The organism is Burkholderia sp. WAC0059, assembly GCF_002870125.1.
Lineage (GTDB): Bacteria > Pseudomonadota > Gammaproteobacteria > Burkholderiales > Burkholderiaceae > Paraburkholderia.
In genome coordinates this window covers 200,682-223,273 of the sequence record NZ_PNEO01000007.1, presented here as the reverse complement: position 1 = coordinate 223,273, position 22,592 = coordinate 200,682, and the positions used below count along the sequence as shown (strand labels likewise).

Here is a 22,592-nt window from a genome sequence, read left to right as displayed (position 1 = left end):
CGTGCCTCGGGCGCGAACGCCGGCCGGTTGCGCTTTGCGCGAAAGACGATGCGGGAACGAGCCTGCCGCGCTGCGTTTTTCTCGCGACGCATCGCGGCGCGCGGCACGGCCGGCCGCTCCGCCGTGCCGGCAAGCGGGCATAATCGACGCTGTTTCCACGCAGCAGTCGACCATGCCCGTTTCTTCTTTTCGTTCTCCCTGGCCCGACGAGGCCGATCCGTTCCAGTTTCTCGAATCGCTCGACGACGCCGACGCGACGGCGTGGGTCGAGGCGCAGAACGCGCGCACGCGTGCGGCCTGGCAAGGCGGCGCGCGCCTCGACGCGCTCGCGAAGCGTCTCGCGCAGGCCTATTTGCCGCGCGAGCGGCCCGTGATTCCCAGTCGCTGGGGACAATGGGCCTACGATCTCTGGGACGACGAGGACAATCCCAAGGGTCTGTGGCGGCGCACGCTCTGGGCAGACTGGCGGGCCCGCTCGCCGCACTGGCAGTTGCTCATCGACTTCGATGCGCTCGGCGCGGCGGAAGACCGTCCGTGGGTCTGCGCCGGCATCGACATCCTCTACCCGGACGGCGACCGGGCGCTGATCGCGCTGTCGGCCGGCGGCGCCGACGCCACCGTGGTTCGCGAGTTCGACATCGAGCGCCGCGCGTTCGTCGAGGGCGGCTTCGGGATCGCGACCGAAGGCAAGCACACCGTATCGTGGATCGACCGGGACACCGTCTACGTGGGCTGGGACAACGGGCCCGCGACGCTGACGCGCTCGGGCTATCCGCGCGAAGTGCGGCGCTGGACACGCGGCACGCGGCTCGCCGACGCGCCCGTGGTGTTTCGCGGCAAGGCCGGCGACGTCAGCGTGGAGGCCGACTACGATCCGGTCGAGCGGCGTCACGAGGTGGTGCGCAGCATCGACTTCTTCGATTCGTATACGTTCCGGCTCGACGGGCAGGGCGAGTGGGTGCGCTACGACCTGCCGGCCCACGTCGCGGTAGGCGCCTGGCACGGCTGGCTGCTGCTCGAGCCGAGGCTCGACTGGACCTGCGGCGGCGCGACCTGGCCCGGCGGTGCGCTGCTCGCGATTCGCGAGGACGTGTTTCTCGCGGGCGCCCGCGCGATGACGCCGCTCTTCACGCCGACGCCCGTCACCTCGGCCTGCGACTGGACGAGCACGCGGCACTATCTGATCGTCTCCTGGCTCGACGACGTGCAGAGCCGCACGATGCTCTGGCAGCCGCGCGAGACGGCGCCGGGCGCCTGGGACTGGCAGGCGCGCCCGTTTCCGGTGCACGCGTCCTCGCAGGTGGAGGTGTCGCCGGTCGAGGAGACGCTCGACGACGAGGTCTACGTCGACGTCGACGATTATCTGCAACCGCCCGAGTACTGGCTCGCCGATCTGGTCGCCTCGAATCTCGACGATTGGGAGTTGATCGACCGCTGGCCGACGCAGTTCGACGCGTCGCCGTTCATGGTGATGCGCACGCACGCGCGTTCGCGCGACGGCACGCGCGTGCCCTGCACGGTGATCGGCCCGCGCGAGGCGCTCGAAGGTGAAGGCCGCGCGCGCAAGCCGGGACCGTGCCTGCTGACCGGATACGGCGGCTTCGCGATTCCGCTTACGCCTCAGTATCTCGTCGACGCCGGAATCGGCTGGCTCGAGCAGGGCGGCGTCGTGGCGATCGCCCACATCCGCGGCGGCGGCGAATACGGCAGCGAGTGGCATGCGAGCGCGCAGCGCGAGCACCGGCAGCGCTCGTTCGACGATTTCATCGCGGTCGCGCGGCAACTGATCGCCGACGGCGTGACGAGCCCGGGTCAACTCGGCATCAAGGGCGGCAGCAACGGCGGGCTGCTCGTGGCCGCCTGCATGGTGCAGGCGCCGGCGCTGTTCGGCGCCGTGGTCTGCGAGGCGCCGCTGCTCGACATGCGGCGCTATCCGCTGCTGCACGCGGGCGCCTCGTGGCTCGACGAATACGGCGATCCCGATGGCGACGACGGTCCCGAGTCGGCGCGCGAGGCGCGCGCGCTCGCCGCCTGGTCGCCGTATCACCGCGTGGCGGCGGGCGTCGCTTATCCGCCGCTGTTGTTGACGACTTCCACGAGCGACGACCGCGTGCATCCGGGCCACGCGCGCAAGATGGCGGCGCGCATGCAGCAGCAGGGCCACACGCAGGTCTGGTATCTCGAGAACACGGACGGCGGGCACGGGCCCGGCAGCGACGAGCTGGAGCGCGCGCAGTACGACGCGCTCGTGTTCGGTTTTCTGTGGACCTGTCTCGGCGGAAAGGACGGCAAAGACGCCGACGCGTGACGGATGCGCCGGACGCGTCGCTCAGGACGCGTTTTCGTCGAGCTGCGCGACGACGGGCGTGTGGTCGGAGGGCTGCTCCCACTTGCGCGGGGCCTTGTCCACCTCGCACGACACGCATCGTTTCGCGAGCGCGGGCGAGAGCAGGATGTGGTCGATGCGCAGCCCGGCGTTGCGGCGGAACGCGAACATCCGGTAGTCCCACCACGTGTAGGTCTTGTCGGGCTGCTCGAAAAGACGGAACGCGTCGACGAACCCGAGCCCGACGAGCCGCGCGAATTGCGCGCGCTCTTCGGGCGAGACGAGATTCTGCCCCTCCCAGGCCTTCGGATCGTGGACGTCGCGATCCTCGGGCGCGATGTTGTAGTCGCCGAGCAGCGCGAGCTTCGGATGGTGCGCGAGTTCGCCGGCGAGCCAGTCGTGCAGCGCGTTCAGCCAGCGCAGCTTGTAATCGAACTTCTCGGTGCCGGGCGCCTGGCCGTTCGGAAAATACGCGCTGACGATCCGCACGCCGCCGACGCTCAGCGCGATCACGCGCTGCTGCGGGTCCTCGAACGTCGGCATGTTGCGCACGACGCTCGCCTCGTCGACCGCGAGGCCCTCGCGCACGAGAATGCCGACGCCGTTGTAGGTCTTCTGGCCCGCGTACCAGCTCCGGTAGCCGTGCGCCTCGATTTCGGCACGCGGAAACTTGTCGTCGGTGAGCTTGAGCTCCTGGAGGCACAGCACATCCACCTGGCTCTGTTCGAGCCAGTCGATCACGTGCTGCTGGCGGACCTTCAGGGAGTTGACGTTCCAGGTGGCGATTTTCAAATGAGACCTCTTCTCTATGTCCGATGGCGTTCGCGGCGGCGACAGGCCGAGGCGCGCCGATTCTCGCCGAACGGAGTGTACCAGCGCCGATCGGGTTGCCGTTCGGGCCACAGCGGCAACGGCGGGCGAGAAGGGATTTGCGTGCGCGTCAGCGGCCGTTCGTCGTTTGCGTGCCCGCGTCGCCGGGCGGCGCGACGAAGGCTGCCGGCGCGGCGTCGTCCGCTTGCCCGGGCGTGCGCGCGGAACCGAGCCAGGCCGCGATCGAGTCCTGCGTGATCTCGCCGACGTAGCCGCCGTCCGCGTCGAGCACCGGCATCCACGACGTGCCGAACTGATACATCTTCGAGAGCACGACGCGCAGGTTGTCGCCCACGTGGACTGTTGCCGCGAAGTCCGTCAGATGTTCGCCGCACAGGCCCGTGCTGCTGCGCGCTGCGCGGCGCGTCACGTAGCCGAGCACGCGGCGTCCGGCATCCACCACCGTGAGCGCGCGGCAATCCTGCTGGTCCATGACGTCGAACGCTTCGGCGAGCGTCGTGCCGGGCGCGGCAAAGGGCGGCCGCGTGGCGGCGTCGCCGGCGGTGACGAGCAAAAGGCGCTTGAGCGTGCTGTCCTGGCCGATGAACTGCGAGACGAACTCGTCGCGCGGATGCGCGAGCAGCGTGTCCGGGCGATCGTACTGGACGAGCCGGCCGCGCCGGAACACGGCGATGCGATCGCCGAGCTTGATCGCCTCGTCGATGTCGTGGCTCACCATGATGACGGTCTTTTTCAGTTGCCGCTGCATGTGCAGGAACTCGTTCTGGATCGCCTCGCGGTTGATCGGGTCGACCGCGCCGAACGGCTCGTCCATCAGCAGCACGGGCGGGTCGGCCGCGAGCGCGCGGATCACGCCGATGCGCTGCTGCTGGCCGCCCGACAGCTCGCGCGGATAACGCTTCGAATAAAGCTTCGGATCGAGCGCGACCATCGACATGAGTTCGGCCGCGCGCTCGCGGCAGCGCTTCCTGTTCCAGCCGAGCAGGCGCGGCACGGCCGTGACGTTCTCCTCGATGGTCATGTTCGGGAACAGGCCGACCTGCTGGATCACGTAGCCGATGTGGCGGCGCAGGTCCACTTCGTCGAGCGTCGTTGTGTCTTCGCCGCCGATCAGCACGCGGCCCGAAGTCGGCTCGATCAGGCGGTTGATCATCTTGAGCGTCGTGGTCTTGCCGCAGCCGGACGGACCGAGAAACACGCAGATTTCGCCTTCCGGCACGGTCAGGCTCACCGCGTCGACGGCGCGCACGGTCTGGCCGTCCTTGCGCGCGAAGTCTCTCGTCAGTCGGTCGAGTTCGATCATGGCTTCTGGATTCCCCGTGGCGTCAGAAGGCGCTGCAGCGCCTGCAGCAGCAGGTCGGCGGCGATGGCGACGAGGCTCACGAGCACCGCGCCGACCAGCAGCTTCATCATGCTGCTCTGGCCGATGGCGCGCAGGATCAGCACGCCGAGGCCGCCCGCGCCGATCACGGCGGCGATCGTCATCACGCCGATGTTCATGACGACGGCCGTGCGCACGCCGCCGAGAATGACGGGCACGGCGAGCGGCAGTTCGACGAGCCGCAGCCGCTGCCAGTCCGTCATGCCGATGCCGGCGCCGGCTTCCTTGATGCCGGCGTCGACGCTGCGCAGCGCGAGGAACGTGTTGCGCATGATCGGCAGCAGCGCGTAGAGAAACACGGTCGTGATGGCGGGCACGGCGCCGATTCCCTCGCCGAAGCGCGAGAACACGGGGATCATCAGGCCGAAGAGTGCGATCGACGGCAGCGTGAGGATGACGGTCGCGAGCCCGATGAGCGGCGGCGCGAGCCACGCGTGGCGGTCGATCAGGATGCCGAGCGGCACGCCGACGGCGATGGCGCAGCCCACGGCGATGCCGACCAGATAAAGATGCTGGAGAGTCAGGCGCAGCAGCTCGGGCCAGCTCGACGCGAGGTAATCGATCACGTTCACGCGTTCGTCTCCGTTCAGGGCAGCCGGTGCGTGCGCAGGAACTGCGCGGCCACCGATTCGACGGACTGGCCGTCGACGTCCACCCGCTTGTTCATGTCGAGCATGACGTCGTTGTTCAACGCGGCGGATAGCGCGTCGAGCTGCGCGGCGAGTTGAGGATGGCGTTGCAGCACGACGGCGCGCACGACGGGCGTCGCGTTGTAGGCGGGAAAGAAATGGCGATCGTCTTCGAGCGGCACGATGCCGAAGCCCTTCACGCGGCCGTCGGTCGTGTAGACGAGGCCGATCATCACCTGGTCGTTGTGCAACGCCGTGTAGACGAGACCGGGGTCCATCTGGCGCGTGTCCGCGCGGCTGAAATGCATGCCGTACGCCGCTTCGAGCGGCACGAGCCCGTCGGGGCGATTGGCGAACTCGATGTCCATGGCGAACAGGTGGCGCGTGCTTTTCGGATCGCCGGCCAGCTTCGCGGCCAACTGCGAGATCGTGCGGATGCCGGTGGCCTGCGCGACCTGGCGCGGCAGAGCCAGCGCATAGGTGTTGTTGAGCGGCGAGGCGTCGAGCCAGACGATGCCGCGGTTCGCATCGAGTGCCTTCACGCGCAGATAGGTGTCGCGCGGATCGAGCTTCTCGGTGATCTTGTCGTAGACGAGCGCGGCCGTGCCCGTGTATTCCCAGACGATGTCGACCTGACCGTCGACCTGGGCGCTGCGCAGCAGCGTGCTGCCGAGGCCCGTGCGCACGTCGAGGCGATAGCCCTTCGAGCGCAGATACTGCGCCGTGATTTCGTCGAGCACGTATTGCTCGGTGAAGTTCTTGCCGCCGAGCACGAGCGTTTCCGCGCGCGCGTCGAGGCAAAAGACGCCGAGCGCAACGAGCGCGAACGCGTATGCGACGGCCTTCGAGGCGAAGCGGCGCAGGCGGCCGGCGCGCGACGGATTGACGGTCATGGCGTCATCCCCCGCCGCGCGAGCATCCAGCGACCGCCGGCCGATAGCGCGCCGTCGAGCAGCAGCGCCAGCAGCGCGGTGGCGGCGGCGCCGAGCAGCAGCATCTTTTCGTTGTCGAGATAGATGCCGGGAAAGATCAGCGAACCGAGGCTGTCGGCGCCGATGAGAAACGCGAGCGGCGCGCTGCCGACGTTGATCGTGAGCGCCGTGCGGACGCCGCCGAGGACGATCGGCAACGCGCCGGGCAACTCGACGCGCAGCAGCGACTGCCAGCCGGTCATGCCGATGCCGCGCGCGGCTTCGAGCAACGCCTGGGGCACCTGCCGGAGGCCTTCGTAAGTGTTGCGCGTGATCGGCAGCAGCGAGGCGAGAAAAAGCGCGATGATCGCCGGCACGTCGCCGATGCCGAAGATGCCGAGCGCGATGGCGAGCACGGCGAGCGAGGGCACCGTGTTGCCGACGTTGAAGATCTGCATGATGCGTTCGGCCTGACGCACGACGGCGGGACGGCTCAGCAGCACGCCGGCGGGAATGCCGACCGCGAGCGCCGCGCTCATCGAATAGCCGACGAGCAGCAGGTGACGCTCCGTGTAGTAGGCGAGATCGGGCGCGTAGCGTTTCAGCGCGTCGATGCCGATGGCGCGAAGCAGTAAAGCCGCGACGATGGCGACGGCGACGCTGCCGGATACGAAACGTACGGTAGGTCGAGAGATCAAGGCGCCTCCTGGTTCGGGGCGACACGCGCAAGGCCTGCCGCGCGGACGTCTTGCGACGTCGCGAAAGGGAGTTCGACTGACCGCGGCGGAGCCGCGACTAACCGACTGGAACCGGACGAGCCGGTGCGAAGCGGTACGGACCTGGCCCCGATGACGCATGCCCGTTCGGGCCCGCGTCGCATCCGTCATCGTTAGTCCGCGGGCGCAAGCGCAACTGCGCCGCGCGGACGACAGTAGGAAAAGAAAACGCGGTTTCGGTGATGCGTTCTTCGAGGGGGTGAGAACCCCGATGAACGAAGAGAGGGGTAGCGGCGTGCAGGGTTGATGCCGGGTGCTGCAAACGCTCGCCGAACCCCGGCTAACGGTGCTGAAATTGCATCGATCGGTAGCTTTCGATGTGCGGAGTATATAAAGCCTCGTCGAGGCTGTCTACCCGTCAAAATATTCCCCGATTAATCGTTACGGGATGCGAATTAATTGGCTGGGGCGCGAAAACGAGCGGAAGAGGACCGGCAAAAGTTTGGGAAATGAAGGGCGGGAGTGCCAGGTGGCGATGCCCCGTCGGACAGTTCGACGATGCGCTGAAGGTGTCTTGAGCGCAGCGAACGCCGGTGTTTTGTTTGCGGGACGGAAAGATGATTGACCGGCGAGGCGTTTCTCCTTATAATTACTTTCTCAACGGACGCGGGGTGGAGCAGTCTGGCAGCTCGTCGGGCTCATAACCCGAAGGTCGTAGGTTCAAATCCTACCCCCGCAACCAGTACCTCGATTTTGAAAAGCCTGCATGGTGGAAGCCATGCAGGCTTTTTGCATTTCTATTCGCCGCCTGGTTGTTTTCGCGGCTCCGATTTGCTCGATTTGCTCGCCGATTCCCAATACGGCAGCTCAGCTCATAAGACATGAAATACCGCTCGTCGCTCGAGTGTTCTATCCTGAAGCCGTTTTGTTCGTAAAACCGTCTCGCCGGATTGACCCGGAGCACGCGCAGGCGGATCGGCTTTCCCGTGGCGTGGGTCTGCTCGATCGGTTGTCTCGGCAACGGCGTGCCAATGCCTCGTCGCTGATTCAGCGTCGGTCATTCCCCGTCGACGGCTTCTGCAGATCGTGCGTCATCGAAGAAATGGGCTTTCCCATTTCGAACGCGCGAATCTCATAGCCGAATTCCTTATATAGATTGGTCGCTCGTTCGTTGAATGCCCAGACGTTCAACCGCATGTCGGTGGCCTCATTCTCCCGCGCCCAGTTTTCCGCAAGCGCTATCAGCGCCCGCCCGATCCCTTGTCCCTGAAGGCGCTGCACGACACCTATCGAACCGATTCGCCCGACCACTAAAGGCTGTAGCAGCGGGCTGGCCAGCGGTATGACCTGAACGGTAATAAATCCGACCGCTGCACGTCCCTGCTCCGCGAGAAAGGCGGCCCGATTTTCCTCGCGGAGACTGGGAAGCCAGTGCGCTTCGTCGCGCGCGAATTGCGGCGTTGCGTCCGCAAAGATGTCGGGACGAGCCTCGTGATGAACCGCATTCAGGATTTGGCCCAATTCACATAGGGTCAGGATATCGTTGCCGGTCGCCCGGCGATACTGGATCGGCTCGATCATCTTTGGCTCATCCACGTGGAAAATAAAAAGGGCGCCTTGAAAGGCGCCCTGGTCGTTGGTGCATGGAGTACGGTAGCGATTGCCCGTATGCCTTGCTATGGACGTAACGATCCACGGCGCCGTGAGCTACGACCGCCGTGATGATGGTGAGATAGGTTCGAAACGTTACGGGGTTCCATGTCCAGGATGCTCGCATATCTACCCGGATTTGTGAATCATTCGATTTCGCTTCGGCGTGTAGGCGCGCAGCGGTTTATTTGCCGATGGTTTTCATGGCCGAAACGCCGGATAGGGAAAAGGCGAAAAACGGATCGGGCATCTTGATAAAGACACTGTGTTTTTGTACAGTATCGGAATCTTGAACGCGTCATTTCCCGCCCTGGCGACCGCCGCCGCGCCGCTCGCACGCAAGATCATCCATTGCGATTGCGACTGTTTCTACGCGTCGGTCGAAATGCGCGACGACCCGTCGTTGCGTGGTCGTCCGCTGGCCGTCGGCGGACGGCCGGACCAGCGCGGGGTGATCGCGACCTGCAATTACGAGGCGCGGCGCTTCGGCGTTCACTCGGCCATGTCGTCGGCGCTGGCGATGCGCAAGTGCCCCGAACTGCTGATCCTGCCGAGCGCGATGGAGAAATATCGCGTCGCGTCGCGGCAGATCATGGCCATCTATCGCGACTACACGCCGGACGTCGAGCCGCTGTCGCTCGACGAGGCCTATCTCGACGTCACCCATACCGACCGTTGCAAGGGCAGCGCCACGCTGATCGCCGCCGAAATTCGCGAACGCGTGCGCGAAACCGTGGGCGTGACCGTGTCGGCCGGCGTGGCGCCGAACAAGTTCATCGCGAAGATCGCGTCGGACTGGAACAAGCCCGACGGCCTCTTCGTCGTGCGTCCGCACGAGGTGGACGCGTTCGTGGCCGCGCTGCCGGTGCGCAAGATTCACGGCGTCGGCAAGGTGACGGCGTCGAAGCTCGACCGCCTCGGGCTCGAGACCTGCGCGCAACTGCGGAACTGGCCGCTCGTCGATCTGCACCGGCGCTTCGGCGTGTTCGGCAAGCGGCTTTACGAGCTCGCGCGCGGCATCGACGAGCGGCCGGTCTGCGCGGACCGGGCACGCAAGTCGGTGAGCGTGGAGACGACTTACGTCACCGATCTGCTCACGCTCGAGGCTTGCAGCGAGGAACTCGTGCGGCTCGCCGGCCTGCTCGACGCGCGGATCGAGCGCGCCGGCGCGGCAGCCTCGATCCGCAAGCTGTTCGTGAAGATCCGCTTTGCCGATTTCCAGCGCACGACGGTCGAATGCGTCGGCGACGCGCCCCATCTGCCGACGTTGCTGGGTCTGCTCGAAAAGGGCCTCGCGCGGCGCGACCGGCCGGTGCGGCTGCTCGGCGTCGGCGTGCGGCTCGAAGAGGCGCACGAAGCGCCGCGCGGACAGTTCGCGCTGTTCGACGACGAGGCCGACGACGAAGCGGGAGACGAAAGCGACGACGGGCACGACGGCGGAGACGATCCGGCCGAAGACACGCGATAGCTGTCTGCCTTTGCCGTCGTCGGTTCGCCATCCGCCGCCCGCTTTTTGGACCCTCTAGAATCGACGCAAAACGGGAAGGGGAGAGCTGCCCATGGATCTGATCATTCGCCGCGCCGTGCTGGCCCACGCGCATCCCGCGGGGCATCCCGAAGTCGACATCGGCATCGAGGGCGGCCGCATCGTCGCCGTCGAGGCGCGGCTCGACGCGAGCGCCCCGCAGGAGATCGACGCCGCCGGCTCGCTCGTCACGCCGCCGTTCGTTGACGCGCACTTCCACCTGGACGCGACGCTTTCGTATGGTTTGCCGCGCGTGAACGAGTCGGGCACGCTGCTCGAAGGTATCGCGCTCTGGGGCGAGCTCAAGCCGCATCTGACGCAGGAGGCGCTCGTCGCCCGCGCGCTCGCGTATTGCGACTGGGCCGTGGCGCGTGGCCTGCTCGCGATCCGCTCGCACGTGGACGTCTGCGACGACCGGCTGCTCGCCGTCGAGGCACTGCTCGAAGTCCGGCGCAGGGTAGCGCCCTATCTCGACCTGCAACTGGTGGCGTTCCCGCAGGACGGGCTGCTGCGAAGCCCCGGCGCGTTCGACAATCTCAAGCGCGCGATCGCGATGGGCGTGGACGTGGTCGGCGGCATTCCGCATTTCGAGCGCACCATGGCCGACGGCGCGGAATCGGTGCGACTGCTCTGCGAATTCGCGGCGCGGAAGGGCCTGCGCGTCGACATGCACTGCGACGAGTCCGACGATCCGCAGTCGCGCCACATCGAAACGCTCGCCGCGCAGACGCACCGGCTCGGCCTGCACGGGCGCGTGGCGGGCTCGCATCTCACGTCGATGCACTCGATGGACAACGACTACGTGAGCAAGCTGCTGCCGCTGATGCGCGAGGCGGGCGTCGCGGCGATCGCGAACCCGCTCGTCAACATCACGCTGCAGGGGCGCTCGGACACCTACCCGAAACGGCGCGGCATGACGCGCGTGCCGGAGCTGATGGCGGCGGGCATCGACGTGGCATTCGGGCACGACTGTGTGATGGACCCGTGGTACAGCTTCGGCTCGGCCGACATGCTGGAAGTCGCGCACATGGGGCTGCACGTCGCGCAGATGACGGGGCTTGCGGCGACGCGCGCCTGCTTCGATGCCGTGACCGTGAATCCGGCGCGGATTCTGGGTCTCGAGGGGTATGGGCTTGCGCCCGGATGCGAGGCGAACTGCGTCGTGCTCGACGCGCGCGATCCGGTCGAGGCGATCCGCCTGCGCGCGGCGCGTCTCGCGGTCGTGCGGCGCGGGAAGGTGGTGAGCCGTTCGCCGGCCGCGCGGGCGACGCTCTCGCTGGAGGGCCGCCCCGCCGAGGTGGACTTCCGCCTGCATCGGTGAGGCGGACCCGGCCGCGCGGCGACGGCGTCCGCTTGGTCAGGGAACTTGGCGGGCGGCGGGCGGCTGGGCCATGCCGTTGTGGCGCAGCAGCGCATCGATGCTCGGCTCGCGCCCGCGGAACGCCTTGAACGATTCCATCGCCGGGCGGCTGCCGCCCACTTCGAGGATTTCGCGCCGGTAGCGCGTGCCCGTCGCCGCGTCGAGCACGCTGCCTTCGCCGGTCTGCGCGGCTTCTTCGAACGCCGCGTACGCATCGGCGGACAGCACCTCGGCCCACTTGTAGCTGTAGTAGCCGGCCGCGTAACCGCCCGCGAAGATGTGGCTGAACGTGTCGGGCCAGCGCGAGAACGGCGCCTGCGCAATCACGTGGTAGCGCTCGTTGATCTCGCGCGCGAGGTCGTTCGCGCTCTTGCCGCCGGCCGCGTCGAAATCGACGTGGAGCGCCATGTCGAACATCGAGAACACGATCTGCCGCAGCGTGCCGAGGCCGCTCTGGAAGTTCTTCGCCGCGAGCATCTTGTCGAACAGTGCGCGCGGCAGCGGCTCGGCCGTGTCGACGTGCGAGGTCATCTCGCCGAGCACGTCCCACTCCCAGCAGAAGTTCTCCATGAATTGCGACGGCAGCTCGACCGCATCCCACTCGACGCCGTTGATGCCCGAAACGCCGAGCTCGTCGACGCGCGTGAGCATGTGGTGAAGCCCGTGGCCGAACTCGTGGAACAGCGTGATGACCTCGTCGTGCGTGAAGCAGGCGGGCCGGCCGCCCACGGGCGCCGAGAAGTTGCAGGTCAGATAGGTGAGGGGCGTCTGCACGTCGCGCTCGCCGAGGCGCCGCCGCGCGCGCGCGTCGTCCATCCACGCGCCGCCGCGCTTGCCCTCGCGCGCGTAGAGGTCGAGATAGAACTGCGCGACGAGCGTGCCGTCGGCGTTCTCGACGCGGAAGAAGCGCACGTCGGGGTGCCAGGTCGGCGCGGAGTCGTCGCGGATGCGCACGCCGAAGAGCGTCTCCGTCACCTTGAAGAGCCCCTTCAGCACGAAGTCTTCCGGGAAGTACTGTTTGACCTCGTTTTCGGAGAACGAGTAGCGCTTCTGGCGCAGCCGCTCGGCGGCGAACGCCATGTCCCACGGCTGCAGGTCGGCGAGCCCGAGCTCGCCCGCCGCGAATTCGCGCAGTTCCTGCCAGTCCTGTTGCGCGTGCGGTTTGGCGCGCGTGGCGAGGTCTTCGAGGAACGTCATGACTTGTTGCGGCGATTCCGCCATCTTCGGCGCGAGCGAGACCTCGGCGAAGTTGCGGTAGCCGAGCATCGCGGCCTCTTCCGCGCGCAGCTTCAACTGCTCGGCGATGATCTCCGTGTTGTCCCATTCGGGCTTGCCGCCGCCGTACACGGGGCCGAGCTCGGAGGCACGCGTGACGTAGGCGCGGTAGATCGCCTCGCGCAGCGCGCGGTTCTCCGAATACTGCATGACGGGGAAATACGACGGGAAGTGCAGCGTGAACTTCCAGCCCTCCTTGTTCTCGCGCTCGGCGGCCTCGCGGGCCGCGGCGATCGCGTCCTCCGGCAGGCCGACGAGTTCGGTTTCCTGCGTCGCGTAGTACGCGTAGGCGTTGGTCGCGTCGAGCACGTGGTCGGAGAACGCCTTCGAAAGCGCCGCCTGGCGTTCCTGCAGCTCGGCGAAGCGCGGTTTTTTCGCCTCGGGCAGTTCGGCGCCCGACAGGCGGAAGTCGCGCAGCGCGTTCTCGAGAATCTTCTTGCGCTCGCTGCCGAGGAGTGCGTAGGCGTTGCTCGCGGCGATGGCCTTGTACTTCTCGTAGAGCGCGAGATTCTGCCCGACGCTCGACCAAAACTCGGTCACGCGCGGCAGGTTTTCGCCGTGGGCGGCGCGCAGCTCGGGCGTATCGGCGACGGCGTTCAGGTGGCCGACGACGTTCCAGGCGCGCGACAGCGGCTCGGAGACCTGTTCGACGGGCTCGACGACGTCGGCCCACGTGGCCGGCGTCGTCGGCTGGCTGGCCCGCTCGACGGCGGCCTGGGCGTCGGCCAGCAGCACGTCGAGCGCCGGCGTGACGTGTTCCGGCCGGATGTCGCTAAAGCGCGGCAGGCCGGTGAAGTCGAGCAGCGGATTGTCGTGCCGGGAGAAAGTCGTAGCCATGGTGAGTCCTGTCTGTCTCGGGAGGGGAAAGGGCCGGGACGCGCGGCGTGTCCTGTGACGGACATTGGGACGCGCTGCGCGGTTTGCAACCGGCCATGCCTCAAATTAGCAGATGTCGGCCGGGGCCGCGCGACGGCGTCGCGCGCGGGCCTCGGGCCGGCCCGTCAGGCGGCCGCCGCCGCGCGTTCGGCCGCCTCGATCGTGTTGACGAGCAGCATCGTGATCGTCATCGGGCCCACGCCGCCCGGCACCGGCGTGACGTGGCCGGCCACGGCCTGCACGCCGGCGAAGTCGACGTCGCCGCAAAGCTTGCCGGCGTCGTCGCGGTTCATGCCGACGTCGACGACGGTCGCGCCCGGCTTCACCATGTCGGCCGTGAGGATGTTGCGCTTGCCGACCGCCGCGACCACGATGTCGGCCTCGCGCGTGTGCGCGGCCAGGTCGCGGGTCTTGCTGTGGCAGATCGTGACGGTCGCGCCGGCTTCGAGCAGCAGCAGCGCCATCGGTTTGCCGACGATGTTCGAGCGCCCGATCACGACCGCGTTCGCGCCTGCGAGCGGGATGCCGTAGGCCTCGAACATCTTCATCACGCCGTACGGCGTGCAGGGGCGAAAGAGCGGCCGGCCCGTCATCAGCGCGCCCGCGTTGGCGACGTGGAAGCCGTCCACGTCCTTGCCGGGCGCGATCGCCTCGATCACCTTGTGGCTGTCGATGTGCGCGGGCAGCGGCAACTGCACGAGGATGCCGTGGATCTGCGGGTCGCAGTTCAGTTCGTCGATGCGCGCGAGCAGGTCGACCTCGGGAAACGTCGCCGGATAGCGGTCGTACGAGGAATAAAGGCCGTTGTCCTCGCAGGCCTTCACCTTGTTGCGCACGTAGACCTCGCTCGCCGGATTGTCGCCGACCAGCACGACCGCGAGCCCCGGACGATGCCCGCGGGCGGTCAGGGCGGCGGCGCGCGTCGCAACCTCGGCGCGCAGGGTCTTGGAGAGGGCGAGGCCGTCGATCAGGGTGGCTGTCATGGTCGGTCGAGAGGTCGAAGGTCGAGAGTGTGGAGCACGGCAGGGCAGACGCGAATTCCGGCGGCGGGCGGTGCGGTCCATGCGGCGGCGGACCGCTCGCGCGAAGCGCGCGGTGTGCGGACGGAGCGTCGCTGGGCAAGGGAACATTATACCGTCGCGGACCGCGGAGCTTTGCGGCCGCGCGACGGTTTCGGGGCGGAGAACCCGTCCCGGGAGGGGCTGGCGTGCCTTACTGCGGCTGGGCTTGCTGCGGCTTGTTCGAGAGCGCGAGACGCAGCAGGTCGGCGACCGTGTTGACGTTGAGCTTTTCCATGATGTTGGCGCGGTGCGCCTCGACTGTCTTGATGCTGATGCCGAGATCGTCGGCGATCTGCTTGTTCAGCCGCCCCGCGATGATCCGCTCGAGCACCTGGTGCTCGCGAGCGGTCAGCTTGCCGAGCCGCTCGGCCGCCGCGCGCTGCTGCTGGACGCTGCTGCTCTCGGTGCGCGCCTTGTCGAGCATGCGCTCGACGAGCTTGCGCAGCTCGGCCTCGTCGAACGGCTTCTCGATGAAGTCCATGGCGCCCTTCTTCATCGTCGAGACGGCCATCGGCACGTCGCCGTGGCCGGTCACGAAGATGATCGGCAGCGAGGCGTTCTCGGCGATCAGCCGCTCCTGCAGCTCGAGCCCGCTCATGCCCGACATGCGCACGTCCAGAATCAGGCAGGCGATCTGGCCGGCGGTCTGGGCGGGCTGCCAGGCCTCGAGGAACGACTCCGCGCTCGTGAAGCACTGCACGCGGTAGCCGTTCGCCTCGAGCAGCCAGCGCAGAGAGTCTCGCACGGCCTCGTCGTCGTCGACGACGAAGACGGTTTCCTGGGGGGGGGCCGGATTGTTCATGTGTCTCCCGTTACGGTTTGTGTTGCCGGCTCTTCGGAGCCGTCCTGATTCGCGCCGTCGGCTTCGCCGATCGGCAGACTGCAATGGAACGTGGCGCCGGTGACGTGGCCGTCGGACTCGACGTTGTTGACGACCCAGAGGCGGCCGCGGTGCGATTCGATGATCGAGCGGCAGATGTTCAGGCCCATGCCCATGCCGTCGGACTTGGTGCTGTAGAACGGCTCGAAGAGCCGCTCGGCCGCCGCCTCGTCGACGCCGGGGCCCTGGTCCACGACGCTGATGCAGACGTTGCCGTGCTCGCGCCGCACGACGACGCGGATCACCGGGTCGACGGCGTTGGGCCGCGCCGCGGCCATCGCCTCGGCGGCGTTCTTGAGCAGGTTGACGAGCACCTGCTCGATCAGCACCGGATCAACGTAAATGACGGGCAGGCGCGAGCGGATGTCGGTGACGATGCGGATGCGGCGCCGGCGCGTCTCGATCTCGGCGAGGCCGACCGCGTCGGCGACGATGTCAGCGACGCGCGTCGCCTGGCGCTTCGGCTCGCTGCGCTTCACGAACTCGCGGATGCGCTTGATGATCATGCCGGCGCGCACCGCCTGCTGGGCCGTCTTCTCGAGCACCGGCAGCAGGTTGTCGGAGGACGCGCGGCCCGACTTCACGAGCGCGACGGTGCCCGACGCGTAGTTGTTGATCGCGGCGAGCGGCTGGTTCAGCTCGTGCGCGAGCGACGAGGCCATCTCGCCCATTGTCATCAGGCGACTCGTGAACTGCAGCTTCTCGTCCTGCTGGCGCGCGAGCTCCTCGGCCTGCTTGCGCGTCGTGATGTCGGTGGCGATCTGCATTTGCGCGAGGTGGCCGTCCACCCACTGGATGTACTGGCGCCGCACCTCGAACCACTTCTGGATGCGCTCGACGTAGACCTCCTGCGCGTCGGCGGCGCTTTCGGTCAGCGCGGCGGCGGGCAGGCCCGCATAGGCGTCCACCATGTCGATCGAGTCGGACGAGGCCTGCGCGCTGTCGAGACCGCCGCCCGCGAGCTCCAGGTGCCCGTCCGGGCGAATGCCGAACAGATGCCGGTAGTAGCGGTTCGCGAACAGCAGCTCGGCCTGGTCGGCGGCGAGCACCGAGACGGCGGCGTCGAGGCTTTCGAGCACGGTCGTGAAGCGCTCGTGCGCGGCGGCCAGTTCCTCCCGCGCGCGCTTGGGCTCGGTGATGTCGGTCATCGACGACATCCAGCCGGTCTGCCGGCCCGAGCTGTCGATGAGCGGCGAGACGTAGAGGCGCGCGTGGAAGAGCGAGCCGTCCTTGCGCCGCACGCGCAACTCGAAGCCCGAGGAGGGGGCCTTGCCGCGCAGCGTCATGTCGAGCTGGCGCTGCATTTCGGGGTAGGCGTCGCGCGGCCAGTAGGGGAATGGCGCGGTCTTGCCGACGAGGTCGCTCTCGTCCCAGCCCGTCATCCGGCAGAACGCCGGATTCACGTGCGAGATGCATCCGTGCATGTCGAGCACGCGCATGCCGATGAGCACCGAATTCTCCATCGCGCGCCGGAAGAACGCCTCGGCATAGAGCGCCTGCTGCGCCTCGAAGCGCTGCCGCGTGTGCTTCCAGAGGCTCCAGAGGCTCCACAGCACGAAGCACGAGAGCCCGGCGACGAGCCAGACGAGCGTGTTGTTCGTGAAGTTGGTGATCTGCGGATAGGCGTACACGCGTACCGAGACGCCCTCGCCCGGCGGGTTGAGCGGCAGGTCGTAGAACACGTCGCGGGGCAGGCGCGGGCGCGTCGAGGTGGTGGCGAGCTCGTGGTTGTTCGCGTCGAGGATCGAAATCTTGTACTTGGCCGACAGCTCGGGCGGGATGTCGTGCCGGAGCATGCTCGCCACCGAGAACACGGCAGCGATCGAGCCGAGAAACTCGCGGTCGCGGTACACGGGCGTCTGCAGCGTGATGTAGCCCTTGCCGAGATCGTCGTAGAGGAGCGGCGAGTAGGCCTGGCGGCGCGTCTCGCGCGCCTCGCCGAAGGCGCCCTTGACGGCCTCGCCGAGCGAGGCGTCGTCGAGGCCCGCGGCATGCAGGCCGGGCGCCGTCGGCGCGGAGGCGGCCTCGGGCGGCGCGAGTTCGGGCCAGCGCGGCGTCTGCTGGCTCGTATACCAGTTCAGGTAGAGGATTTCAGGATGCTGCTCGACGATGTCGGTGGCCTCGGCCTGGAACGACGGTTCGTCGGTGTGGCCCGTGGCGACGTCGCGCGCGAGCGCGAGGAGCTGGTCCTGGGCGCCCGTCATCGACAGGCGGATCTGCTGCTGCGCCCAGGCGACGTTCCGGTACAGCGTGTCCTGCTGCTGCTGCTCCTCGCGCCGGTTCAGGCTCCAGAGGATCAGGCTCATGACGACGAGGAACACCAGGATCGACAGGAGCGGGGTCAGCAGATAGGAATTGGACCACCACGGTCCGTGGTGCCAGCGGGACGGCGACGACGTGCCGGGCGGGACCGGCGCTCGCGCCGAGCGAGCGAAAAGCCGTTCGGTCAACATGGCAAGGATTGTAGCTCAGCGTAAGACACGCAAATGACGTGAAAGAAGCGGTAAATCGCAGACAAACGGGAGCAAACTCGCAGGGATGGGCGAATCTGCGGAAACGCTCCAGCGTGCGTTGCAGCAATTTTTCGCATTGTAAAATTGCATCTCGCTATTCGAAAATCTTGTTGCGCGATGCGCGGACGGGTCATTACAATCGCCCGGAAACTGCCGCGGCCACCCGTTCCGCGTCGTCCGTTCAACAGCGTTCCCTATATTCAGGAGACGAGCATGTCCGCTGTACCTGACGAAGTTCTCAAATACGTCACCACCGAGAAGGACGACGATCCGCAGGAAACCGCCGAGTGGCTCGAAGCGCTCGACGGCGTCATCTCCACGATCGGTCCCGACCGCGCGCACTACCTGATCGAAAAGCAGATCGAATTCGCCCGCGTGCATGGCGAGCATCTGCCGTTCTCGGCCAACACCCCGTACATCAACACGATTCCCGTCGTCGCGCAGGCGAACCATCCCGGCGACCAGGACATCGAGCACCGCATCCGCTCGTACACGCGCTGGAACGCCATGGCGATGGTGCTGCGCGCGGGCAAGCACACCAACGTGGGCGGCCACATCGCGTCGTTCGCCTCGGCCGCGACGCTCTACGACGTCGGCTTCAACCACTTCTGGCACGCGCCGTCGGAACAGCACGGCGGCGACCTCGTGTTCGTGCAGGGCCACTCGTCGCCGGGCGTCTACGCGCGCGCGTTCCTGCTCGGCCGCCTCTCGCCGAAGCAGGTCGACAACTTCCGTCAGGAAGTGGGCGGCGAGGGCATCTCCTCGTACCCGCACCCGTGGCTGATGCCGGACTTCTGGCAGTTCCCGACCGTCTCGATGGGGCTCGGCCCGATCATGGCGATCTACCAGGCGCGCTTCATGAAGTACCTGCAGGCGCGCGGCATCGCGAAGACCGAAGGCCGCAAGGTCTGGGCCTTCCTCGGTGACGGCGAGACCGACGAGCCGGAATCGCTCGGCGCGATCGGCATGGCCGGCCGCGAGCGGCTCGACAACCTCGTGTTCGTCGTCAACTGCAACCTGCAGCGTCTCGACGGCCCGGTGCGCGGCAACGGCAAGATCATCCAGGAGCTCGAAAGCGAGTTCCGCGGCGCGGGCTGGAACGTCATCAAGGTGATCTGGGGCAGCCGCTGGGACGCGCTCTTCGCGCGCGACAAGAGCGGCGCGCTGATGCGCCGGATGATGGAAGTCGTCGACGGCGAATACCAGACCTACAAGTCGGAGTCGGGCGCCTACGTGCGCGAGCATTTCTTCAATACGTCCGAGCTCAAGGCGCTCGTCGCCGACTGGTCCGACGACGACATCTGGAACCTGAACCGCGGCGGCCACGATCCGCACAAGATCTACGCGGCATTCCACGCGGCGACCCAGACGAAGGGCCAGCCGACCGTGATCCTCGCCAAGACGATCAAGGGCTACGGGATGGGCGAGGCCGGCCAGGCCATGAACATCACCCACCAGCAGAAGAAGATGCAGGTGGAGCAACTGAAGTCGTTCCGCGACCAGTTCCGCCTGCCGATCTCCGACGAGGACGTCGCCGACGTGCCGTACCTCACGTTCGAGGAAGGCTCGAAGGAACTCGAGTACATGCGCTCGCATCGTCAGGCGCTTGGCGGCTATCTGCCGGCGCGCCGGCAGAAGGCGCAGTCGCTGCCGGTGCCGGCGCTCGAGGCGTTCGATCCGCTGCTCAAGGGCACGGGCGAAGGCCGCGAGATTTCGACGACGATGGCGTTCGTGCGGATTCTCAACATCCTGCTGAAGGACAAGGCGCTCGGCAAGCGCATCGTGCCGATCGTGCCCGACGAGTCGCGCACGTTCGGCATGGAAGGGCTCTTCCGCCAGATCGGCATCTGGAACCAGGACGGCCAGAAGTACGTCCCGGAAGACTCCGACCAGCTAATGTTCTACAAGGAATCGCAGACCGGCCAGATCCTGCAGGAAGGGATCAACGAGGCCGGCGGCATGTCGGACTGGATCGCCGCCGCGACGTCGTACTCGACGCACGGCGAGATCATGATCCCGTTCTACATCTTCTACTCGATGTTCGGCTTCCAGCGCATCGGCGACCTCGCCTGGGCCGCGGGCGACATGCGCTCGCGCGGCTTCCTGCTGGGCGGCACGGCGGGCCGCACGACGCTCAACGGCGAAGGCCTGCAGCACGAAGACGGCCACTCGCTGCTGTGGGCGGCCTCGGTGCCGAACTGCGTGAGCTACGACCCGACGTTCGGCTACGAGCTCGCGGTGATCGTGCAGGACGGCCTGCGCCGCATGGTGCAGGAGCAGGAGGACGTGTACTACTACGTCACGGTGATGAACGAGAACTACGAGCACCCGGCGATTCCGCAGGGTGAGCATGTGGCCGCGGACATCATCAAGGGCATGTACGCGTTCCGCAAGGCCGAGGCCGACAAGAAGGCGCCGCGCGTGCAGTTGCTCGGCGCGGGCACGATCTTCAACGAGGTGATCGCCGCCGCCGACCTGCTGAAGAACGACTGGGGCGTCGCTGCCGACCTCTGGAGCGTGCCGGGTTTCACCGAGCTCGCGCGCGAAGGCCACGAGGTCGAGCGCTGGAACCTGCTGCACCCGAGCGAGCCGCGCCGCGAGTCGCACGTCGCGAAGCTGCTCAAGGGTGCCCAGGGTCCGGTGATTGCGTCGACCGACTACGTGCGTGCGCTCGCCGACCAGATTCGCGGCCTCGTGCCGAACCGCTACGTCGTGCTCGGCACCGACGGCTACGGCCGCTCGGACACGCGCGAGCAATTGCGCCACTTCTTCGAGGTGGATCGCTACTGGGTGACCGTGACGGCGCTCAGCGCGCTGGCCGACGAGGGCACGATCGAACGCAAGGTGGTTGCCGACGCGCTCGCGAAGTACAACCTCGATCCGTCCAAACCCAATCCGATGACCGTCTAACGCATCACCCCCGCGTGCTTGCGGGCGCGCCTTCTCCGGCGACGGGGAAGGTGTGTCCGCGGCCCTGGAGACATCAACAATGAGTCAAGCGATCGAAGTCAAGGTGCCGGACATCGGCGATTACAAGGACGTGCCTGTAATCGAGATTCTGGTGAAGGCGGGTGATACCGTCGAGAAAGAGCAGTCGCTCGTCACGCTCGAATCGGACAAGGCGACCATGGACGTGCCGAGCCCGGCCGCGGGCACGGTGAAGGAAGTGAAGATCAAGGTCGGCGATTCGGTGTCGGAAGGCGCACTGATCGTCATTCTGGATAGCGCGGGCGCTGCGGCGCCCGCCGGCAACGGCGCGGCAGCGCCTGCTCCGGCGCCGCAGGCCGCGCCGGCCCAACCGGCCCAACAACCACCGGCCCAGCCCGCGACGGGCGGCGGCGTGCAGACCGTCACGGTGCCGGACATCGGCGACTACAAGGACGTGCCCGTCATCGAGATTGCCGTGAAGGCCGGCGACCGCGTCGAGAAGGAACAGTCGCTCGTCACGCTCGAGTCGGACAAGGCGACGATGGACGTGCCGAGCCCGGCCGCCGGCGTCGTCAAGGAAGTGAAGATCAAGGTCGGCGACTCGGTTTCCGAAGGCGCCGTGATCCTGCTGCTAGAAGCCGACGCGGGCGCGGCGGCGCCCGCCGCTGCAAAGCCTGCGCCGTCCGCGCCTGCGCCGTCCGCGCCGGTTCCCGCGGCGGCTGCGCCGTCCACCGCGCCGTCCGCGCTTGCCCAGGCGCCGGCCATTCCGGCCGGCGAAGGCGGCTCGCGTCACGCGAGCCACGCGTCGCCGTCGGTTCGCAAGTTCGCGCGCGAGCTGGGCGTCGACGTTTCGCGCGTGCGCGGCACGGGCCCGAAAGGCCGCATCACCCAGGCGGACGTGACCGCGTTCGTCAAAGGCGTGATGAGCGGCCAGCAGGCCGCGCCGGCTGCCGCGGGCGCGCCGGCGGGCGGCGGGCTGAACCTGCTGCCCTGGCCGAAGGTCGACTTCGCGAAGTTCGGTCCGGTGGACCCGAAGCCGCTCTCGCGCATCAAGAAGATCTCGGGCGCGAACCTGCATCGCAACTGGGTGATGATCCCGCACGTCACGAACAACGACGAAGCGGACATCACCGACCTCGAGGCGCTGCGCGTGCAACTGAACAAGGAGCACGAGAAGGCCGGCGTCAAGTTCACGATGCTCGCGTTCGTCATCAAGGCCTGCGTGTCGGCGCTGAAGAAGTTCCCGACCTTCAACGCGAGCCTCGACGGCGACAATCTCGTCTTCAAGCAGTACTACCACGTCGGCTTCGCCGCGGATACGCCCAACGGCCTCGTCGTGCCGGTGATCCGCGACGCGGACAAGAAGGGCCTCGTCGAGATCGCGAAGGAAATGAGCGAGCTGTCGAAGCTGGCGCGCGAAAGCAAGCTCAAGCCCGAGCAGATGCAGGGCGGCTGCTTCTCGATCTCGTCACTGGGCGGCATCGGCGGCACGCACTTCACGCCGATCATCAACGCGCCCGAAGTGGCCATTCTCGGCCTGTCGCGCGGCGCGATGAAACCGGTGTGGGACGGCAAGCAGTTCGTGCCGCGCCTCACGCTGCCGCTCTCGCTCTCGTACGACCACCGCGTGATCGACGGGGCGGAGGCGGCGCGCTTCAACGCCTACCTTTCGTCGGTGCTGGGCGATTTCCGGCGCGTGATCCTGTAAATCCGCTTCATCGACCGGTCGG

The 22,592-nt window shown here is 67.3% G+C and carries 15 protein-coding genes and 1 tRNA gene; 6 read left to right on the top strand and 10 right to left on the bottom strand.

Annotated features, from left to right (window positions below; genetic code table 11):
• The first annotated feature begins 172 nt into the window (after window positions 1–172).
• Window positions 173–2,308: a prolyl oligopeptidase family serine peptidase gene (locus CY652_RS09700; RefSeq protein ID WP_102130492.1), complete on the top strand. Its 2,136-nt coding sequence runs from the start codon at window positions 173–175 to the stop codon at window positions 2,306–2,308.
• Between the two features lie 21 nt (window positions 2,309–2,329).
• On the opposite strand, the gene xth is transcribed toward CY652_RS09700, so the two are convergent.
• The 5 genes from xth to CY652_RS09675 form a co-directional block, all read right to left on the bottom strand.
• A complete protein-coding gene (xth, locus tag CY652_RS09695; RefSeq protein ID WP_102130491.1) occupies window positions 2,330–3,118 on the bottom strand; it encodes an exodeoxyribonuclease III in 789 nt (262 codons plus the stop codon).
• Window positions 3,119–3,266: 148 nt separating this feature from the next.
• On the bottom strand, window positions 3,267–4,460 hold the full coding sequence (locus tag CY652_RS09690) for an ABC transporter ATP-binding protein (RefSeq protein ID WP_102130490.1): 1,194 nt from the start codon (window positions 4,458–4,460) through the stop codon (window positions 3,267–3,269).
• The gene (locus tag CY652_RS09685; protein ID WP_102130489.1) at window positions 4,457–5,110 is read right to left on the bottom strand and encodes an ABC transporter permease; all 654 of its coding nucleotides are present in this window, start codon (window positions 5,108–5,110) and stop codon (window positions 4,457–4,459) included. Before CY652_RS09685 ends, CY652_RS09690 begins: the two co-directional genes overlap by 4 nt.
• A gap of 14 nt (window positions 5,111–5,124) precedes the next feature.
• Window positions 5,125–6,060, bottom strand: a complete 936-nt coding sequence (locus CY652_RS09680; RefSeq protein WP_102130488.1) for a glycine betaine ABC transporter substrate-binding protein — start codon at window positions 6,058–6,060, stop codon at window positions 5,125–5,127.
• A complete protein-coding gene (locus tag CY652_RS09675) occupies window positions 6,057–6,725 on the bottom strand; it encodes an ABC transporter permease (RefSeq protein WP_374703645.1) in 669 nt (222 codons plus the stop codon). Before CY652_RS09675 ends, CY652_RS09680 begins: the two co-directional genes overlap by 4 nt.
• 734 nt (window positions 6,726–7,459) lie before the next feature.
• Here CY652_RS09675 and CY652_RS09670 point away from each other — a divergent pair.
• Window positions 7,460–7,536 (top strand) — tRNA-Met (locus tag CY652_RS09670).
• 305 nt (window positions 7,537–7,841) lie between these two features.
• On the opposite strand, the gene CY652_RS09665 is transcribed toward CY652_RS09670, so the two are convergent.
• Window positions 7,842–8,375 carry a GNAT family N-acetyltransferase gene (locus CY652_RS09665; protein ID WP_102130487.1) on the bottom strand — a complete coding sequence of 178 codons (534 nt, stop codon included), beginning with the start codon at window positions 8,373–8,375 and terminating at the stop codon, window positions 7,842–7,844.
• Window positions 8,376–8,709: 334 nt separating this feature from the next.
• Between CY652_RS09665 and dinB the strand changes: the two genes are divergently transcribed.
• On the top strand, window positions 8,710–9,912 hold the full coding sequence (dinB, locus tag CY652_RS09660) for a DNA polymerase IV (protein ID WP_102130486.1): 1,203 nt from the start codon (window positions 8,710–8,712) through the stop codon (window positions 9,910–9,912).
• Between the two features lie 91 nt (window positions 9,913–10,003).
• A complete protein-coding gene (locus CY652_RS09655) occupies window positions 10,004–11,290 on the top strand; it encodes an amidohydrolase family protein (protein WP_102130485.1) in 1,287 nt (428 codons plus the stop codon).
• Window positions 11,291–11,326: 36 nt separating this feature from the next.
• Here the strand turns inward: CY652_RS09655 and CY652_RS09650 are convergent, their stop codons facing one another.
• The 4 genes from CY652_RS09650 to fixL all read right to left on the bottom strand — a co-directional run bounded on the left by CY652_RS09650 (window position 11,327) and on the right by fixL (window position 17,874).
• Window positions 11,327–13,441: a M3 family metallopeptidase gene (locus CY652_RS09650; protein ID WP_102130484.1), complete on the bottom strand. Its 2,115-nt coding sequence runs from the start codon at window positions 13,439–13,441 to the stop codon at window positions 11,327–11,329.
• Between the two features lie 164 nt (window positions 13,442–13,605).
• A complete protein-coding gene (gene folD / locus CY652_RS09645) occupies window positions 13,606–14,463 on the bottom strand; it encodes a bifunctional methylenetetrahydrofolate dehydrogenase/methenyltetrahydrofolate cyclohydrolase FolD (RefSeq protein WP_102130483.1) in 858 nt (285 codons plus the stop codon).
• 229 nt (window positions 14,464–14,692) lie between these two features.
• Window positions 14,693–15,343 (bottom strand): oxygen response regulator transcription factor FixJ, encoded by a 651-nt coding sequence (fixJ, locus tag CY652_RS09640; protein WP_102130482.1) that lies wholly within the window; start codon window positions 15,341–15,343, stop codon window positions 14,693–14,695.
• Window positions 15,340–17,874 (bottom strand): oxygen sensor histidine kinase FixL, encoded by a 2,535-nt coding sequence (gene fixL, locus CY652_RS09635; protein WP_102130481.1) that lies wholly within the window; start codon window positions 17,872–17,874, stop codon window positions 15,340–15,342. Before fixL ends, fixJ begins: the two co-directional genes overlap by 4 nt.
• Before the next feature lie 273 nt (window positions 17,875–18,147).
• Between fixL and aceE the strand changes: the two genes are divergently transcribed.
• Both aceE and aceF read left to right on the top strand, forming a co-directional pair.
• A complete protein-coding gene (aceE, locus tag CY652_RS09630; protein WP_102130480.1) occupies window positions 18,148–20,844 on the top strand; it encodes a pyruvate dehydrogenase (acetyl-transferring), homodimeric type in 2,697 nt (898 codons plus the stop codon).
• 79 nt (window positions 20,845–20,923) lie between these two features.
• Entirely contained in the window at window positions 20,924–22,570 is a 1,647-nt protein-coding gene (aceF, locus tag CY652_RS09625; RefSeq protein WP_102130479.1) for a dihydrolipoyllysine-residue acetyltransferase, read from the top strand.
• The last annotated feature ends 22 nt before the right edge of the window (window positions 22,571–22,592 follow it).

Excerpts from the sequence above, each read along its gene's own strand:
- aceE (WP_102130480.1), top strand. The coding sequence starts at position 18,148 with ATGTCCGCTGTACCTGACGAAGTTCTCAAATACGTCACCACCGAGAAG.
- CY652_RS09650 (WP_102130484.1), bottom strand. The coding sequence starts at position 13,441 with ATGGCTACGACTTTCTCCCGGCACGACAATCCGCTGCTCGACTTCACC.
- fixL (WP_102130481.1), bottom strand. The coding sequence starts at position 17,874 with ATGTTGACCGAACGGCTTTTCGCTCGCTCGGCGCGAGCGCCGGTCCCG.
- CY652_RS09680 (WP_102130488.1), bottom strand. The coding sequence starts at position 6,060 with ATGACCGTCAATCCGTCGCGCGCCGGCCGCCTGCGCCGCTTCGCCTCG.
- CY652_RS09690 (WP_102130490.1), bottom strand. The coding sequence starts at position 4,460 with ATGATCGAACTCGACCGACTGACGAGAGACTTCGCGCGCAAGGACGGC.
- fixJ (WP_102130482.1), bottom strand. The coding sequence starts at position 15,343 with ATGAACAATCCGGCCCCCCCCCAGGAAACCGTCTTCGTCGTCGACGAC.
- aceF (WP_102130479.1), top strand. The coding sequence starts at position 20,924 with ATGAGTCAAGCGATCGAAGTCAAGGTGCCGGACATCGGCGATTACAAG.
- folD (WP_102130483.1), bottom strand. The coding sequence starts at position 14,463 with ATGACAGCCACCCTGATCGACGGCCTCGCCCTCTCCAAGACCCTGCGC.
- CY652_RS09655 (WP_102130485.1), top strand. The coding sequence starts at position 10,004 with ATGGATCTGATCATTCGCCGCGCCGTGCTGGCCCACGCGCATCCCGCG.
- CY652_RS09700 (WP_102130492.1), top strand. The coding sequence starts at position 173 with ATGCCCGTTTCTTCTTTTCGTTCTCCCTGGCCCGACGAGGCCGATCCG.
- CY652_RS09665 (WP_102130487.1), bottom strand. The coding sequence starts at position 8,375 with ATGATCGAGCCGATCCAGTATCGCCGGGCGACCGGCAACGATATCCTG.